Genomic DNA, 19,124 nt, shown 5'->3' with positions numbered 1-19,124 from the left:
TATACTCTTCAAGTTTTTTATGCTAAAGAATTGTTACTATAGTTCGATAAAATTCATTTTATTTTTACCTTTAATCACTACTTACAGAATAATAAATTATAAACTTTATGTTTACACTTGAAGAGTTAAATCAAGTCAAAAAACGGAAACATTTGATCAGTCTTGCAGATCAAAAAAACATCAATATCAAAAAAATATTACAGAAACTTCGATATGAAGAAGAATTACGTTCCCTACAAGGAGAATTGGTAAACCTTCAACAATGGATTGCAAAAAAGAAGTTGCGTGTTGCAGTAATTTTTGAAGGCAGAGATGCTGCCGGTAAAGGAGGATCTATAAAACGTTTCACAGAGCATCTTAATCCTCGTTCTATGCGTATTGTTGCGTTGTCAAAACCTACCGAAGTCGAAAAAGGACAGTGGTATTTTAGAAGGTACATTAAAGAATTGCCTAATCCGGGAGAGATTGTTTTTTTTGATCGTAGCTGGTATAATCGTGCTGTTGTAGAACCTGTTATGGGGTTTTGCTCCAATAAACAATATAAAAATTTTATGGTGCAGGTTCCCGAATTTGAACATATGCTATATGAAGATGGGATTATAGTAATCAAGTTTTGGTTCTCGATATCGAAAGAAGAGCAGAAAAAACGTTTTGATGCAAGACTACAAAACCCATTAAAAGTATGGAAATTTAGCCCTGTAGATATGAAAGGGCAACAACTCTGGAATAAATACACTAAATACAAAGAACAAATGTTCTCAAAAACCCATACAACATTTAGCCCTTGGGTTATTGTAAAAACCAATAGTAAGAAAACTGCTCGTTTAGAAAGCATGAGGTATGTATTATCGAGATTTGACTATACAGGTAAATCAAAGGCAAAAACTACATTACTTCCTGATCCTAACGTGATTCTAAGGTACTATAGATATATTGAACAAATAGATATTTGATGAATGAAGACAACTCAAAAAACAAAACATATTAACCTTTCTAAAGAAGATTTGGAAATCCTAAACTCTCCCATTGGTTTAAAATATCTGTTTATGGATAAAAAGACTGATGTTGAAAAAGTATTGAGGATGGTTAAATATGAGATACAATTAAAAGAGCTCCAGGCCGAACTTATCAAATTACAAAACTGGAGCATAAAAAATGAGAAAAAAATAGTAATTATTTTTGAAGGCCGTGATGCTGCAGGAAAAGGCGGGGCAATACGCCGAATTACTTCTCATATAAACCCCAGGCATTTTCGAATTGTAGCATTGCCAAAACCTACTAGTGAAGAAGAAGGGCAATGGTATTTTCAGCGTTATGTAAATCAATTGCCTACACCAGGAGAAATGGTTCTTTTTGATCGTAGCTGGTATAATCGGGCGGTTGTAGAACCTGTTAATGGGTTTTGTACCGAAAATCAGTATACAACATTTATGGGGCAGGTAAACGATTTTGAAAGAATGATATTAGAATCTGACACTTATCTCATTAAGTTTTATTTTTCTATCACCAAAGAAGAACAAGCTGCTCGTTTTAAAGATATCAAATCAAGTCCTTTAAAAAAATGGAAAATGACCCCTGTAGATGAAAAGGCTCAAGAACTCTGGGAAGAATATACTAAGTATAAGGTTAAAATGTTTGAAAAAACGAATACCGAGCTTTCTCCCTGGGTTATTATCGAGGCTGATCGTAAAACCGAAGCGCGAATTAAAGCTATACAATATGTTTTAAATACAATTCCTTACAAAGATGAAGAAGTTATTTAAAACTAAAAAAGGCCCTTGTATAGGGCCTTTTTTAGTTTTGTTTTATAAATATCTATCCTTTTAACCAAGCTTTTCTAAGCTCTGATTGCTCTTTTGTAGAATTATCAATTGCTTTAAGTTTTTTCCCTTTGGTAAAAGATTTAGTTACCTTAGTTTTAATAACAACTTCTTCTCCTGCCCTATTAAGTTTAACTTCAATATCATCTCCTTCTTGCCATTGAAAAGTCGCACCTAGTATATTATTAGCATTCTGCAATGTCAATTTAGTACCATTTACTTCTACAATATCATCGTTTGGTTTCGCTCCATTTTCTGCCCAGAAACTATTATCAGAAACTAAATCTGTAAAAAAGATAGTTCCTTTTTCCTGATTTCCAGCTACAATTAAAACTCCAGAATTTTGGATATAATTTGTTTCTACTCTTTCTGATTCTACTGATAACCCAACTTTTTTAAAGAATTCTTCATAGTTAATAGGAGTTTTTCCTACAACATGAGTTTTCAAAAATTCACCAATAGCTGGATAAGTCATTGCCGTAATCTCTTCTATAATTTTATCATCGTTAAAAGGTTTGTTTTTACCATATTTAAGAGATAACTCTTTCATCAAAGACAGGATTCCTCGATTCCCATTACTTTCTTCACGCATTAGAATATCAATACACATGCCTATTAATGCTCCTTTTTCATATACATTAACATAGTTAGCAGCATAAGGTTGATCCAATATATTTTCACTCATTACCGTAAAACTCATTGTATCATCAAATCCACTTGCACTCTGAATTTTACCCATAATTTTATCATAAAACTCCTGCTCTTCTACCAATCCCTGATGAACCTGAAATAAGGTTGCAAAATATTCGGTTACTCCTTCATACATCCATAAATGTTTTGAAAAAGTAGGTTTGTCATAATCGAAGTAATGTACATCTTCAGAATGCACACTAAGAGGGGTTACAATATGGAAGAATTCATGAGAAACTACATCAATCATTGCAGATGCCAATGCTTCATCAGGCATTTGCTCTGGTAATACTACGACTGTAGATGTATGATGCTCTAATGCTCCAAATCCTGTCGGAGCAGTTTCTGTGCTGGGTGCTAAATATAAATATATATCATAACGAGGCGTACTATTGATATCTCCAAGGTATGCCTTTTGCCCTTTCATCATTTTAAATACCGTTTCTTTTATCTTAGCCGCTGTATGTACTTTATTCGGAGAATATATACTGAGCACAATTTTGATATCCCCAACCATAAATTCTTCGACATCAAGATTTCCATACATCATTGGGTTATCTGTAATTTCAAAATACCGTGTTGCCAAATATTTATCTGTAGTAACTGCTTTATCCTCATTAACTATTGATCCTGCATTAGGCAAAGCAGAGGTTCTCTTCATTTCCGATGGCGCTTTTACCTCTAATGCATACTGATTATTTTTCAGCACATCAAAATATCCTATAAATCCATGAAGATTTAACACATAATTGTCTGGCTCTATATTGGTTCCAGAAGGAGAGAAAGGTGTGCCGACATCTGTGTTTTCTATATCATAAGTATCATTGACCAGATAGCTAATTTTATCAAGCTGCTTGGCATTTGCAATCAACCATGTATTGGTGTCTTCTTTTTCTGTTTTAATTTCGTTTCCCTGATAATCAAAAGCTTTAAAATCATCTACAAATTTCCCAAAATCACTTACAGCATAAGTTCCCTGCACCACTTTGGGAATACGATATTTTACGGTGTCCTGAATAAAGCGTCCTGGATTTATAGTAACTGGAACTTTATCGTCTTTTACCTGAGTTAAATCTATGGCTGTTGCTATAGGTACATTTGTTGCTATATCATTTGTAGGAGTATTGGTTCCACAACCAATTAATAATACACCAATGGAAATCTTGGCTAATGTTTTTTTCATTGTATTGGATTAACTATTTACTTTAGCTAGACTTAAAAAAATGTCTAGTGTGTCAATTTTGATGATGCAAAATATACAATTTGCATAGACTTTAGCTTATTTTTAGCACTTTTTATAACAAAACCACTATTTTGGATTTAATAATTGATAAACAGCGATTACAATTCTCTAAAAGCCCTGAGTTACTAGCTCCAGAAAAGGTAACCGTTATTTTTTTACATGATTCTTTAGGGTGTATTGAATTATGGAAAGATTTCCCCAAACAAATAGCAAAAAAAGCAGGTTGCAATATTCTTTCGTATGATCGCCAGGGGTATGGTAAATCTGCTCCTTTTATTACTTCTAAAAGAAATAATGATTACTTAAAAGAAGAGGCTTATATTCTAGGAAAAATAATACAGAATTTAGAGGTAAGAAATGTGGTATTATTTGGCCATAGTGATGGTGGTAGTATTGCCTTATTAACCGCAGCTTTGTTTCCAGAAAAAATTACAGGTATTATTACAGAAGGGGCCCATGTATTTGTAGAGCAAGAAACCATTAACGGTATTAAAGCGGCAGTCCTTGCGTATCAAAATACTTCTCTTAAAGAAAAACTATATAAATACCATGGAAATAAAACTGAAGCTGTTTTTAAAATGTGGACAGAGACATGGCTTTCTGAATCTTATCAATCCTGGAATATTGAAGAATATTTACCTAAGATTAAATGTCCTTCTCTAATAATTCAGGGTGAAAAAGATGAGTATGGAACACTGGGTCAGGTAAATTCTATTGTAAAAAACACATCGGGTTACTCTGAAGATTTACTAATTCCTGATATTGGGCATACACCACATAAGGAGAGTACAGAAATTGTGGTTAAAAACGTCATTTCATTTATTAATAAGATATATCCTTCTCATTAAAAACTAAGGCAACAAATGCTTTGCTATAATGTTTTTAAGGTCATTCTTATTTAATGGTTTATTAATAATATCATTCATTCCTATTTCCATACATTCTTCTTGCACTTCACTTAACTCTGCAGCTGTAAGAGCAATAATGGGTGTGATCTCATTAAATTCTCGTATACGTCTGGTAGCTTCTGTTCCATTAAGATAAGGCATATTTAAATCCATCAGAATAAGATCAAAATCTTCTTTTTTAACCATTTGCAAAGCATTAAAGCCATTCTCTACAATAGTACAGTCATACCCTATTATATTTAAAAGGTTTTTGGTAACAATTTGATTTATTTTATTATCCTCTGCCACCAATATTCGTCTATAAACAGTATTGATGTTATTACTATTCGAGTCTATTTCTTTCTCTTCCTTTTCATCTATAATTTCTAATTGTAAATCAAAATGAAACTTGGTTCCTCTCCCTTCTTTACTGTCCAAATAAATTTTGCTATCCATCATCTCTAAAAGATTTTTAACAATAGATAAACCTAATCCTGTTCCTTCAGACTTATTAAACTCTCTACCTACCTGGGAAAACTTCTCGAATACAAACTCTTTTTTATCTTCTGGGATTCCTACACCATTATCCTCTACTTCATATCTAATAGTAATCATCTCATTCTCGATAGAGAGGATTTTTATTCTAAGCCATATTTTTCCATTTTCAGTAAACTTTGATGAATTTCCGATCAGATTAATTAGAACTTCCGATATTTTAAGAGAATCTACATTTAGTACATCTGGTAGTTCATTAGGTATTTCTAAAATAAGCTCGTTATTTTTATTTTTTGCCTGGTACTCAAAAGAATATAATAAGTTCTGAGAAAGCTGAAGTAGGTTTGTAGGAGTCTTTGTAAGTTTTTCATTATTAGACTCAATCTTACTTATTTTCAATACTTTATTTATTAAATCCAAAAGGTAGTCTCCAGAAAATTTTAATGAACTAAGTAATTTTTTGTGCTTTGGCGAAATATCTTTTTCTTCCAACAATAATGTGGTAATCCCTACCACTCCATAAAGAGGAGTTCTTAGTTCATGACTCACTGTAGAAATAAATTGAGATTTTGTATTGGTAAGTTTTTCTGCTTCTGCCTTTGCTTCGATAAGCTGCTCATTTTTTTCTTTTAAAGCATCGCTATTTTTTTTTCTCACTCTATATTTCCTATACAATAAAAACAAGATGATTAATAATAAAACAAGACTCACCAACAGTATATTAATAATAGCATTTTTTCTGGCTATCTCTTCTAAATACGCTTCTTGTTTATTGTTTTCAAGCTCTCTTTGATATATATCTTCATCAAAGTTTACCTTTTTAACCTCTACCGGTTTTATTATACCTCTACTGGATGTCTCTAGTGATGCTACTTTGCTGTCATCAGTATTATCGTTTATTCGTCCATAACCAACAATACTAATAAATACAAAGCAGTACAGTACTACTATCCTTAACCCCCCTTTACTCATAAATATTACAAATCTAATTTACTTATCCAATCTTTTCTTTGGAAAGCAATCCCCATCAACGTAAGTAAACACTTACTAATTAGAGTGTTAAATTAATGAAAAAACATTAAAAAATACTCAAAAATAACATTGAAACTTTTTATAGGCGAATAGATTTTCCCTTATTTTATTTTTTCTTTGAGATTACATATACTCCAAGAATCACTATTGTAGCACCAATTATCTGAATTATTGACAAGTTTTCTCCCAAAAGGAAATAAGCCAATAAAATTGTAGATACAGGTCCCAAACTTGCTATAATCGAAAAATTAGAAGCTCCCAATTTAGCAATAGCTGCAGATACCAAATAAGAAGGTATAATTGTAGAAAAGACTGCCATGATAATACAAATAAAATATACTTCTAAGGGATAGTTCATTATATTTTGCCTATCAAAAATCAAATATTGAATAATTATACATAGAGATGAAACTATCATTGCATATGAAGTAAAAGTTACTACACCAAACTTAGGAATTAACCATCCGCTCCCTACGAGATAAATAGCATAGGTTAATGCACTTAAGAAAACCAAAGTACCACCTAGAATGACATGCGTAGTTTCAATTCGAAGCTCTCCCCAAAATGTAACGATCACACCTATATATGTTAGTAAAATAGCTAATAGTTGTCGCTTCGTTATTATATTCTTCAAAAAAATACGTGAAATAATAATAACCAGTGTTGGATAAATAAAAAGAATTATTCGTTCTAACCCTGCCTTAATGTATTGCAATCCAAGGAAATCAAAATAACTAGCTAAATAATACCCAACGAACCCAAAAAATAAAATCCACAAGTAATCTATTCTTCTAATTTTATTTTTCTCTACTGGTTTTTTATACAAGGCCAGTACAATGTATATAGGTAAAGAAAACAACATTCTAAACAATAATAGATGTTCTGAGCTTATTTCAAATTTATACGCTAATTTGACTAATACTGCTTTTGCAGAGAATAAAACGATACCAACAATTGCCAATGCAATTCCGTACGAGGATAACTTACTATTTTGCATTTTTCAAAAATAGTAGTATTGTTATTTTTGAAAAATCTAAAAACTTTCTAATTACGATACCCAACAAAAAGCCCTTTCTAGCATTACCAGAAAGGGCTTTATAAATCAACAAGATATTTTTATACATTAAATAAGAAATGCATTACATCTCCGTCATTTACGACATATGCCTTTCCTTCTACTCCAAGCTTTCCGGCTTCTCTCACCTTGGATTCGCTACCATACTTTACAAAATCATCATACTTAATAACTTCTGCTCGTATAAAACCTTTCTCAAAATCGGTATGAATCACTCCTGCTGCTTGTGGTGCAGTAGCTCCTATATTAACCGTCCATGCTCTTACTTCTTTCTCGCCAGCAGTAAAATACGTTTGCTGGTTTAATAATTTATATGCTGCGCGAATTAATACTGATGCTCCTGCTTCTTTTAATCCCATATCCTGCAAAAATAATTGGCGCTCTTCATAATCATCTAACTCGGTAATATCAGCTTCGGTACCTACTGCTAACACTATTACTTCTGCTCTTTCTGATGCAACAGTTTCTTTTACTTTTTTCACATAATCATTTCCATCGACTGCAGCCCCTTCGTCAACATTGCAAACATAAAGTACTGGTTTATCTGTTATAAACTGCAATGGTCTAACATATGCGGTATGATCATCTTCAGAGATGTCGATTGCTCTAACCGATATTCCTGCTTCTAGCCCTTCTCTAAGTTTTAGTAAAATTGCTTCTTCCTTTTGTGCTTCTTTATTACCGGTTTTGGCTGCCCTTTTTACTTTATCCAGTTTTTTCTCTACGCTTTCCAGATCTTTAAGCTGTAATTCTATATCGATAGTTTCTTTATCTCTAATTGGGTCTACCGAGCCATCTACATGAACAATATTATCATTATCAAAACAACGTAATACATGTATTATAGCATCTGTTTCTCTAATATTTCCTAAAAACTGATTCCCTAATCCTTCTCCTTTACTCGCTCCTTTTACTAAACCTGCAATATCCACAATTTCTACCGTTGCGGGGATTACCCGTTCGGGTACTACTAACTCCTCTAGCTTCTCCAGCCTATGGTCTGGTACATTCACCACCCCAATATTGGGTTCTATGGTACAAAAAGGAAAATTAGCACTCTGTGCTTTTGCATTAGATAAACAATTAAACAATGTTGATTTTCCAACATTTGGTAACCCTACGATTCCTGCTTTCATGGTACGTATATTAATAATGGTTGGGATATATTCTATAGTTCGCTCCCAATTTTTAAGAGTGCAAAGATAATGCTATTCATCTATAGTAAACAAGTACAGATTCATAAGATTATTTAATAAATAAATTACAGCAAAAATTTCCAATTAAAGTCTTTAGATTTTAGCATATTTTAGTTTTTTTGTAGTTTTATATCTAATAAATACACAAATGAAAACTTTAAAAACTCTAATCACAGTAGTATTTATGATATGTACTACTGTTAACCACGCACAATCAGACGAAAAAAAAGATCAACAAAACTCTTCACAAGAAACAGTAACTAAAACTATTCGTATTAAAGGACCTAATGGTGAAGAAAAAGTTATTAAAAAGCAAGAAGTCATTACTAAAAAAGGTAAAATAAAGTTTAGTCCAGATGGTGAAGATCAAATTAATCAATCTGCAATTTATGAAGATGAAGAAGTAGTTGTACAAAAGTTTGAAACAACTTCGGATATGATGGGTTATACTAAAGTAGCTGATGAAAAAGGTTTTATCGTAACTTTTTTAAATAAATCAGGAGATAAAATTGCTAAAGTAAGACCTCTAAGAAAAGGGCTCTATATTGTAAACTCTGGGGGTAATGATAATTGTTTAGGGTATTTCGATGAAAATAAAAATTTTATCCTAGAAATGTATGATTCTAAAATAGATGAAGTAACTACAATTGTATATAAATATCAAGAAAACTAAATATTTAGACAATATTAATTAATAATTAAAAACCGGATCTCTAATAGGGTTCGGGTTTTTTTATGTTGTTTATCATATAAATCTTTCTATGTAAACCTCTATTTATAAATAATTTATGATAAATAATTGGCGCAGCTTTATTTGAAAAACCTAAATTTAGGTGATGATTTAAAATCATAGTATAAATCTTAAAACCAAAAATTATGTTACAAACAATTTTAAATTTTAAAGGAGTCCAGAAACTTAACAGAAAACAACTTCAGGTTATTAAGGGTTCTGGATGGCCGAGAAACGAACAAGATTGTCTAGCTTGTGGTGGTGAATGGAGTGCTCCCTTATGCGCACTGCCATGGAATTCTCCTTGTGTATAATTAGTGAAAGTAATTAAATATCTCGAAACTTAAGGGTGTAAAATATTAACGTAAATCCTTACACCCTTAAGTTATAAATAATGTTCATCTTTTTTGGTTTTATAAGCAATTTTGATACTTCTTTTTTTTAACTGCAATCGTCAATGAAACCAGGGATTCAATTAAAAAACATGTGAGAGTTTATGCTAAATACCAACCTTTTAGATATATTTAAGGACACAATCACCTTAAATAAACATTTTTTATGAAAAAAATCACACTCATTTTATTTTGCTTATTCACCAGTTGGTGTTTTAGCCAACAAGTAATAACAGGAACAGTTACTGACTCTTCAGGATCTCCAATACCTTATGTAAATATTATAGAAAAAGGATCTGCAAAAGGTACGACAACAGATAATCAAGGAAACTATTCAATTGCTGTAGATGCAAATGCTATTCTTATATATAGCTATATCGGTTTTGAGACACAAGAAATAGAAGTAGGAACACAAGAAAAAATAGATGTCACTCTCCTCGAAGGAGAAGCATTAAGTACTATTATTGTGGTTGGATCCAGAAGTCCAAAAAGAACTGCAACCGATACTCCTGTAGCAATTGACATTATCGATATGCAAGATGTTATTACCAAAAGTGGTAAAATAGAAATTAATGAACTCTTGCAGTATGCGGCTCCTTCTTTTAATGCTAATAAGCAATCTGGATCAGATGGTGCAGATCATATCGACCCGGCAACTTTACGTGGTCTTGGGCCCGATCAAACTTTGGTTTTAATAAATGGAAAAAGAAGACATTCTTCTTCTTTAATTAATGTTTTTGGAACTCGTGGAAGAGGGAACTCTGGAACAGATCTCAATGCTATTCCTGCGTCTGCTATAAAAAGAATTGAAGTTTTAAGAGATGGCGCTGCAGCACAGTATGGATCTGATGCTATTGCTGGTGTTATTAATATTGTTCTAAAAGATAATGTAAATAAATTAACAGGAAGTATTAGTTACGGTGCTTATAATGCGAATGCAAAAGGAGATTTTCCTGTGGGAACTCCTAATACCGAAGGAAATCGACTCGATACCGAAAATGATGGGAACATCATTGCTGATGATAAAAGTTTTGATGGAGGATCTGTAAAAATAACCGCTAACTATGGAGTAGAAATCGGAGAAGATGGTTACGCAAACTTTACTACAGAATATATTAGCAAAAACAAAACACTACGTCCTGGTTTTGATTTCAGGAGAGGTTTTGGAGAGGCTGCTATAGATGGTTTTAATTTCTTTGCTAATGCTGCAATCCCAATATCTGAAAAAACTGAGATATATGCTTTTGGAGGAAGAAATTATCGTGATACAGACGCTTTTGCATTTACACGTAATGATGGAGAACGTGTTGTACCTTCTATTTATTCAAACGGTTTTACCCCAAGGATAACATCAAATATCATCGACAATTCTGTTTCTGCTGGTGTTAGAACAGAAACTAAAGGCGGTTGGAAAATTGATATTAATAATACCTGGGGTAAAAATAATTTTCATTATTTCATAAAAGGAACTTTAAACGCCTCGTTACAAGGCTCTTCACCAACAGATTTTGATGCTGGTGGACATAGCCTAAGTCAAAACACAACCAGTCTTGACCTTTCTAAATATTATCCAAACATTCTTAAAGGATTAAACATCGCTTTTGGTACAGAATACAGAATTGAAAATTTCGAAATTTTTGCTGGCGAAGAAGGGTCTTATGCAACATATGATGTTAATGGCTTACCTATTACAGATCCAGGAAGTCAAACACAGCCTACCGATCCACTTTCTGGAGAATTGAGACCTGGTGGGTCACAGGGATTCCCTGGGTATAGTCCTGCAAACGAAGTAGATCGTTCAAGATCTAACCTTTCAATATATGCAGATGCAGAATTAGATATTTCTGATAGTTTTTTATTAGGCGTTGCAGGTAGGTTTGAAGAATATAGTGATTTTGGAAGTACTACTAATGGTAAATTAGCTTTTAGAATTAAAGCTACAGAAGGTGTTAATATTCGTGGATCTGTAAGTACAGGTTTTAGAGCTCCTTCTCTGGCTCAGATATACTACAACCTTAGATTTACTGATTTCCAGGGTGGAGTCGCAACAGAAACCTTATTATCTGCTAATAATAGTCCTGTAACTGCTTCTTTTGGGATTCAACAACTCGACGAAGAAACAGCATTAAACGGAGCCTTAGGAGCAACAGCCACTTTTGGTGGTTTTACAGCTACAGTAGATGGGTATTATATTAATGTTAAAGATAGAATTGTATTAACAGGAACATTTGCTGCTCCTCAAATACCAAATGTGGCAGAAGCACAATTCTTTGCTAATGGTGTAGATACAGAAACTATTGGGCTAGATTTAATACTATCCTGGAAAGGAAACTTTGATTTTGGTAATATATCAGCAACACTAGCCGGAAACATTAATAATATGACCATTGAGAATATAAACAATGGAAGTTTAGACCAAGCTACCTTCTTTGGAGAAAGAGAAAAAGCATTTTTATTGGCTTCTGCTCCAGAAAGTAAGTTTTCTTTTAATGCCAATTACAGCAAAAATAAATTTAATGCCGGGGTTGGTTTAACACATTTTAGTGAGATTGTTCTTATCGATTTCACAGATGCAGAAGATGTATACGGTGCTAAAATTACTGCAGACCTAAATGTAGGATATAAGCTTACCGATAACCTAAAGTTTACTATCGGAGGAAACAATATTTTTAATGAATATCCCGATCAACAAAATGATGGTGAAACAGAAGCTGGTGGATACTGGGATGCTGTTCAAATGGGATTTGGTGGAGCTTATTACTATGCTAGATTAGATTTTAATTTCTAAAAAATACCAAACATATATTAGAAGACCGCCTAAATATTTAGGCGGTCTTTTTATTTTTAAAATAATAAGAAATATTGATATTTCTTATTTCCATATTTATAATTTTTTCACTTTTAAACATAAAAAAAAAAGCTTTACTAAATACATTATAATTTTATCTTCTTCATAACGATCATGTACTATTTCCTTATATCGATTCATCGTTTTGGTATCCAAAATGCAACAATAAAATTTGGTTACTAGCCCTCTAAAAACAGCCACTATTACTACATATTTTAAGTGCCAATTTTTAAGGTTTTCAAAGTAAAAAAAACACATTTTTTTATGAGTTTTTCACATATTTTTTGAAAAATTCATAATACTTTATGTTAAATACTAGCATTTTTAAATATATTTAGCCGACAATCATTTTAAACCAACATCATTTAAACACAAATTATTACATGAAAAAACTCGCATTTATTTTAATCGTACTATCCACAAGTCTGTGCTTTTCGCAACAGATAGTAACTGGAGTCGTCTCGGATGCAGATGGTTCTCCTTTACCTGGAGTAAATATTATTGAAAAAGGAACCAGTAATGGTTCTACAACCGATTTTGATGGTAAATACAGCATCGAAGTTAACCCCGAAGGTATTCTGGTTTTTAGTTATGTAGGCTTTAATTCTAAAGAAGTACCTGTAAATTCTCAAACAACCATTAATATCTCATTAAGTGGTGGAGCACAACTTGAAGAGATTATTTTAGTTGGATCCAGAGCACTACCAAGAAGTAATACTACTTCTTCGCTCCCTGTTGATGTATTGCCGGCAAAAGAATTAACTTCTACTGGTCAAATTACATTCGATAAAGCATTACAATATAAAATACCATCATTTAATACTGTACAGACACCAGTTAATGATGCTACTTCATTATTAGATCCTTATGAGATTAGAAATATGGGACCTAGTAGAACCCTAATTCTTATTAATGGAAAACGTAAAAACCTAAGTGCTTTATTGTATACTCAAACCTCTCCGGGAAGAGGTGAAACTGGTTCTGATATTTCTGCAATACCAACAGATGCCATAAAACGAGTAGAAATATTAAGAGATGGTGCATCTGCGCAATACGGTTCTGATGCCATTGCAGGTGTAATGAATATTATTCTAAAAGACAATCCAGAAGAAGGCTCTGTGACTATTAGATCAGGAATTACATCTGAAGGAGACGGAGAAACGATTGGAATTAGTTTAAATAATGGTAGCTCTATAGGAGAAGACAAAGGGTTCTTTAACTATACCGTAGACTTCTCTAAGGTAAGTCTTGCTAACAGGCCAGGAACTGTAGATGCACAGGGAGAATTTGATGATTTCGTTTTTACAAATCCTGATAGCTATAGTAGCTATTTAGATGCTGGAGGGCAAGCTTTAAACGGAGGAGCTACGCTAACAGGTCTTACAGCCGAACAAGCTCAGCAAGAATTTATTGACAACTACGTAGGTACTCCTAATCATACTACCAGACTTGCAGAAATCAATGCTGCAAATACACAAGGAAGAGCAGATGTTGATCAATTTTTGGCTCTCAAACCTGATGCCGGAAATATTAATGGGTCACCAGAAACATCTGCAGCAAAATTTTTGGTAAATGGTGGATATGATATAAATAAACATACACAGATCTATCTAAATGCAGCATATGTCTATAAAAAAATAAATAGCTTCGCTAATTACAGAACTCCATATTGGAGAACGGAAGCTGCTTTTCCTTACTTAGCTGATTTTTTCCCTGATGGACCAAATGGCCAGTATATTGGATATGTCCCTACTTTTGAAGGAGATCTAAATGATTATAATGCTACTATTGGTTTTAAAACTATAAAGAATGGTTGGAATTATGATTTAAGTTATACTACTGGTGGAAACACACAAACCTATAAAGTAAATAATTCGCACAATCGTAATACGGTATATTCTCCGTCTACATGGATTGACTCAAATGACAATGGTACTGTAGATCCTGGTGAACTCACACAAGGTTCTGAATTGTATAGAGAAAATAGCCCTATATCATTTGATCCCGGAGGAACAGGATTCAGACATAGTGTAGGAAATATTGATATTGCAAAATTAGTTACCGATAAAATCAGTATTGGTTTTGGAGCAGAATTTAGAACAGAAACTTTTGAAATTATTGAAGGAGATCTTGCCTCGTATGATGGTGGTGGTGCCGATTCATTTGCCGGGAATAGTCCCGAAAACTCAGGAACTTTTAACCGTTATAATTTTGGGGGATATTTGGATATAGCGTATGATATTACAGAAGATTTTCTGGTTAACGGTACCGTTAGATTAGAAGATTATAGTGATTTTGGTGATGCTTTTGTGTGGAAACTAAGTTCGCGCTATAAATTCTTAGAAGATAGATTAACATTAAGAGCCTCTATCTCTACAGGGTTTAGAGCACCAACACTTCATCAAATTTATACTCAAAAAGCGCAGTATAGTTTTGTTCCAGGAGCAGGAATTCAAGTTGGTGGATTAATAAATAATGTTTCTCCTCAAGCAAAATTATTAGATATTCCACAATTAGATGCAGAAGAATCTACAAATATAACTGTAGGTATCGGAGCTAAGGTTAACAGTAATATAAACTTCACTATTGATTATTATAATATTCAGGTTGAAGATAGGATTGTATTAAGTACCGAAATTGGAAAAACTGCTACCGATGCTGTTGGTAATAGTATTGGTAACACAAGCCTAGATCAATTGCTAAATGACAATAACTTAAATGATTTAAGCTTTTTTGTTAATGCACTAGATACCAGAACTTCTGGTATAGATGTAGTTGCTAATTATAAAAATATAAATCTTGCTGGTGGTAATCTTGGATTTAGTTTATCAGGTAATTATACAATAGAAAATGAAAGAGATGGAGATGTTAAAAACCCAGCAATTGTTGCAAGTGCTGGACAATCTGTAGTTAATCTAACTCAGGAAGCTTTATTCTTTACCTCTAGACCTAAGACCAAATGGATTTTAGGAGCAAATTATGAAATAGGTAAATTCGATTTCTCTATAAATAACACATATTTCGGAAAAACAGAATTCAGACAACAAGGTCTGGGGCCTAATTTAAAAACTGAGTTTATCCCAAAAATTGTTACAGATTTAGGTATTAATTATAATGCAACAGATAAATTTACAATTGCCGTAAATGTTAATAACCTATTAAACGTTTTGCCAGAATGGGAGTTTAAATCTCTTAACGCAGCTGGGGATGCACTTATGAATGATCCTGCAGAATTAAAAACTCGTTCTAATTTGATCACTTTTAATCAAAGGTATTCTCAAATGACTTATAATGGTTTTCATTTTAGTCAATTAGGAACTATGTTTAATGTATCATTAAACTATAAATTATAGTAAAATGGATTGTTTAAATAACATCTAAAAAAACATTCATTCTGTCATATTAAAGCAGGGTCGAAATATACCTAGAGTAAAAGATGATTGTCTATCGACTCTGCTTTATATGGCAAAAAATAAACTTTTCAAGTTTCCTTACTTCTATGATGCATTAGTCCTTTTTTGTTTATCAATAGAAAACCCTGTTTGTTAACAAAAAAACGCTCAATACACACCTATAAACTCTTCTTTATAGTCTAATTTATCCATCGAAAGAACTATACTCTTTAACTACCTTTCGTGAAATTTTTAATTAAAAAAACACGAATCAAATGAAAAACAAAAACCTATTGAACCTCTGTATAGGGGTAATGGTATTATTTTTTGCGATTTCCTGTACCAAAGATCAGGTTATAGGAGATACAGAATTAGAAGAAACCACACTATCAGATTCTTTCTCTTTCGAAGATGCAAAACAAACATTAGCTAAGGACGGTTATGATGTTAGTGATCTTTATGCAAGAACTTTCAAAAATATTGTTACTGATGTAGAAGAAAAATTTTTCGTATTACAAGGAGATGTAGGTTTTACAGAACAACAACTAAAAGAGATGGTAAGTCAACATGGCGAAAATCCGAACGCCAAGCATTTTCGAACAAATAATACGGTTACAGGACTACCTAGAACGCTCAGTATTTATGGAATGGTAAAACCAGGAGATGACAGGTCGTTAAATCCAATGTTTCAGAAGGCTGTGCAACATGCAGTAAATGTCTATAACTCACTTAATCTTACTCTAAAGTTTAGTGTAGAATTTGGATCTAATGTAAAATCTGCTTCAGCGGATATAAAAATAGTCGCTGATGAAACACTTAGTAAACTCAGAGGTTTTGCTGAATACCCTGATATGAACGGGAATCCAGGGGATCTAGTACGTCTTAATCCTTTTCCTAATGGGATACCTGCTAGCAACGAAACTATAGCTTATCTTGTAGTTTTCCATGAATTAGGACATGCTATAGGTCTTAGGCATACTGATTATTTTAATAGGAGATTTTCCTGCAATGATGGACCAGCTGACGAAGATCAATTCGATGGGGCAATACCTATTGATGGAACAACATCCTTTACAGATATTGATCCTCTTTCTATTTATCTGTCATGTCTTCGTAATCCAGGAACAGGTCCTACCGCTATGGATAAAATAGCATTACAAGCATTATATGGTCCAAGGCTAGAATTTCCTGATTTAGCAGATTGGCCTTTTGTTCGTTCTGGATATGTAGGTGGTATTTCCAAGCCAGGACATATAAAATCTAATACAAATTGGAGAATTGTTCCTAGTTCTTTTTGGTTTTCTCCTATACCTAGCAGCGGTCGAGGAGATGGAGAGTTTGTTATTCAAATACAACGTTATGATGCGCCTCCTTGTGAACAAAGAAAAGGGTATTTTACCATCATCGGTGAAGGGGTCAAAAAAGAAATTGAAATAGATGTTATACAAATTTCTCGACTACTTGGGCCAAATGAAGAATGTCCATAATACAAAATAACATCCATTTTTAGTTTAACGCACGAGAGGGGTCATGAATGATTTTCTCGTGTATTTTTTATATTCAATAAATATTAGGAATCTTGCTAAATTAAAAAATTAACAACAATATGGGGCGATGATTGTCTATCGACTCTGCTTTATATGGCAAAAAAATAAACTTTTCTAACCTTCTTATTTGCTCTATATCTTTTTAAAAAGTTAAATCTTTCATTTTATGTATTGTATCAAAAGCTAGAATCCTATTTTTGCATGAATTTTAGTACCAGATATTCATGAAAGATTTAACCCGTTACTTCTACAACCTTTTGGTTTCAAAAGGTATTTCAGAACATACAGCAGAATACTTAAACCTTCTTATTGGGATATGTATCCTGGTAGTTGTTCTTTTTGTATTGGATTTTGTAATGAAAAAAGTTATTGTAACGATCTTTAAAAGCTATGCTTCAAAATCTAAAAATACCTTCGACGATTATTTGGTTAAAAATAAAACCTTTGATTACCTGGCACATATAGTACCATTATCGCTAACAATATGGATTGTTCCTATGTTATTTATTGCTTTTCCGACAGCAGAAAAATACCTGGAAACCCTATTTAACATTATGGTTATTGTATTAACGATATGGATTTTAAGAAGTATCCTTAGAACGTTTAGAGATTTTTTAAAATCTTTAGACTCCTTTAAAGATAAACCTATTGACAGTTATGTACAGGTGTTTATGATATTTGTATGGTTTATAGGAGCTATTCTGGTATTCTCATCGATGACAGGAAAATCAATATGGACATTCTTAACGGCACTTGGAGCTATGTCTGCCGTTATTCTTCTAATTTTTAAAGATACTATTCTGGGATTTGTTGCAAGTATACAAGTAGCAGTAAATGACACCGTGAGAATTGGGGATTGGATCACTATGCAAAAATATGGAGCCGATGGAGATGTGATCGAGATTAACCTATCTTCGGTAAAAGTCCAGAATTTTGATAAAACGATCACTACAATCCCAACATATTATCTTACATCACAGTCCTTTAAAAACTGGCGAGGTATGATGAATTCTGGTGGAAGAAGAATTAAAAGAGCATTGTTAATCAAAACATCGAGTATTTCATTTTTATCTGAAGATGATCTCAATAAATTAAAAAAAATTGAACTTATTGAAGGGTATCTTACTGCAACTCAACAAAAAATAGACTCTTACAATCAACAATCTAAGATTGATAAAAGTATATTGATGAATGGAAGAAACCTGACTAACATGGGTGTTTTTAGAATGTATGTAGAGTTATATCTAGAAAACCACCCGTTTATCAATAAGGAAATGACAATTATGAGTCGTCAATTACCACCTTCTGCACAAGGAACACCTTTAGAAATATATGCCTTTAGTAATAACAAAGTTTGGAAAAACTATGAACAGATAATGGCAGATATTTTTGATCATTTACTATCAGCAATACCCTATTTTAATCTAGAGGTATTCGAACTAAATTATACTCCAGAAAAATAACGTAACACCAATAATTTTATGATTTCAAGCTTTAGACTAATTAGCTATCTTGAGGGTATTTCATACCTACTCATTCTCTTTGTAACCATGCCTTTAAAATATATTTTCGAATCTCCGGAGCCTAATAAAATAATAGGAATGGCTCATGGGTTTCTTTTTCTAATTTATATTGTATTTGCATTTCTTGTGAAACCAGAAAAACAATGGAACACCAAAACACTTATGATTGTTTTAGTTTGCTCTATTATCCCTTTTGGAACTTTTTGGATGGATCAAAAATACCTAAAGAAGACTGAGTAATTGAAGAGTGAAAC

At 32.7% G+C, this 19,124-nt stretch carries 14 protein-coding genes; 10 read left to right on the top strand and 4 right to left on the bottom strand.

All coding sequences use genetic code 11. The features are described from left to right. The first annotated feature begins 107 nt into the window (after positions 1-107). Together ppk2 (DK441_RS23225) and ppk2 (DK441_RS23220) are read left to right on the top strand one after the other, a co-directional pair. Complete coding sequence (gene ppk2, locus DK441_RS23225) at positions 108-953, top strand: polyphosphate kinase 2 (RefSeq protein WP_109852964.1); 846 nt, start codon at positions 108-110, stop codon at positions 951-953. 3 nt (positions 954-956) lie between these two features. Further along, entirely contained in the window at positions 957-1,763 is an 807-nt protein-coding gene (ppk2, locus tag DK441_RS23220) for a polyphosphate kinase 2 (RefSeq protein ID WP_109852963.1), read from the top strand. A 52-nt stretch (positions 1,764-1,815) separates the two neighbouring features. Here ppk2 (DK441_RS23220) and DK441_RS23215 read toward each other — a convergent pair whose 3' ends face one another. Continuing rightward, complete coding sequence (locus DK441_RS23215) at positions 1,816-3,693, bottom strand: peptidase M61 (protein ID WP_109852962.1); 1,878 nt, start codon at positions 3,691-3,693, stop codon at positions 1,816-1,818. Positions 3,694-3,824: 131 nt separating this feature from the next. Here DK441_RS23215 and DK441_RS23210 point away from each other — a divergent pair, with 131 nt between their 5' ends. Beyond that, entirely contained in the window at positions 3,825-4,601 is a 777-nt protein-coding gene (locus DK441_RS23210; RefSeq protein ID WP_109852961.1) for an alpha/beta fold hydrolase, read from the top strand. Between the two features lie 3 nt (positions 4,602-4,604). Here DK441_RS23210 and DK441_RS23205 read toward each other — a convergent pair whose 3' ends face one another. The 3 genes from DK441_RS23205 to ychF all read right to left on the bottom strand — a co-directional run bounded on the left by DK441_RS23205 (position 4,605) and on the right by ychF (position 8,378). After that, on the bottom strand, positions 4,605-6,107 hold the full coding sequence (locus DK441_RS23205; RefSeq protein ID WP_109852960.1) for a response regulator: 1,503 nt from the start codon (positions 6,105-6,107) through the stop codon (positions 4,605-4,607). Positions 6,108-6,273: 166 nt separating this feature from the next. Beyond that, positions 6,274-7,164, bottom strand: a complete 891-nt coding sequence (locus tag DK441_RS23200) for a DMT family transporter (RefSeq protein WP_109852959.1) — start codon at positions 7,162-7,164, stop codon at positions 6,274-6,276. Between the two features lie 119 nt (positions 7,165-7,283). Continuing rightward, a complete protein-coding gene (gene ychF, locus DK441_RS23195) occupies positions 7,284-8,378 on the bottom strand; it encodes a redox-regulated ATPase YchF (RefSeq protein ID WP_109852958.1) in 1,095 nt (364 codons plus the stop codon). A 208-nt stretch (positions 8,379-8,586) separates the two neighbouring features. Here ychF and DK441_RS23190 point away from each other — a divergent pair, with 208 nt between their 5' ends. From DK441_RS23190 to DK441_RS23165, 7 genes are all read left to right on the top strand, one after another. Beyond that, on the top strand, positions 8,587-9,111 hold the full coding sequence (locus DK441_RS23190) for a hypothetical protein (protein ID WP_109852957.1): 525 nt from the start codon (positions 8,587-8,589) through the stop codon (positions 9,109-9,111). A gap of 203 nt (positions 9,112-9,314) precedes the next feature. Continuing rightward, positions 9,315-9,482, top strand: coding sequence for a hypothetical protein (locus tag DK441_RS26940; RefSeq protein WP_200822880.1), 168 nt, complete (start codon positions 9,315-9,317; stop codon positions 9,480-9,482). A gap of 244 nt (positions 9,483-9,726) precedes the next feature. Next, positions 9,727-12,348 carry a TonB-dependent receptor gene (locus tag DK441_RS23185; protein WP_109852956.1) on the top strand — a complete coding sequence of 874 codons (2,622 nt, stop codon included), beginning with the start codon at positions 9,727-9,729 and terminating at the stop codon, positions 12,346-12,348. A 443-nt stretch (positions 12,349-12,791) separates the two neighbouring features. Beyond that, entirely contained in the window at positions 12,792-15,761 is a 2,970-nt protein-coding gene (locus DK441_RS23180; protein ID WP_109852955.1) for a TonB-dependent receptor domain-containing protein, read from the top strand. A 314-nt stretch (positions 15,762-16,075) separates the two neighbouring features. Further along, entirely contained in the window at positions 16,076-17,287 is a 1,212-nt protein-coding gene (locus DK441_RS23175) for a M57 family metalloprotease (RefSeq protein WP_109852954.1), read from the top strand. Between the two features lie 284 nt (positions 17,288-17,571). Beyond that, a complete protein-coding gene (locus DK441_RS23170) occupies positions 17,572-18,810 on the top strand; it encodes a mechanosensitive ion channel family protein (RefSeq protein WP_109852953.1) in 1,239 nt (412 codons plus the stop codon). A gap of 18 nt (positions 18,811-18,828) precedes the next feature. Next, a complete protein-coding gene (locus DK441_RS23165; RefSeq protein ID WP_109852952.1) occupies positions 18,829-19,110 on the top strand; it encodes a DUF3817 domain-containing protein in 282 nt (93 codons plus the stop codon). Positions 19,111-19,124: the final 14 nt, after the last annotated feature.

Source organism: Aquimarina sp. AU58 (genome assembly GCF_900312745.1).
In the GTDB taxonomy this organism is placed as follows: domain Bacteria; phylum Bacteroidota; class Bacteroidia; order Flavobacteriales; family Flavobacteriaceae; genus Aquimarina; species Aquimarina spinulae.
This window is presented reverse-complemented; position numbering and strand designations above follow the sequence as displayed.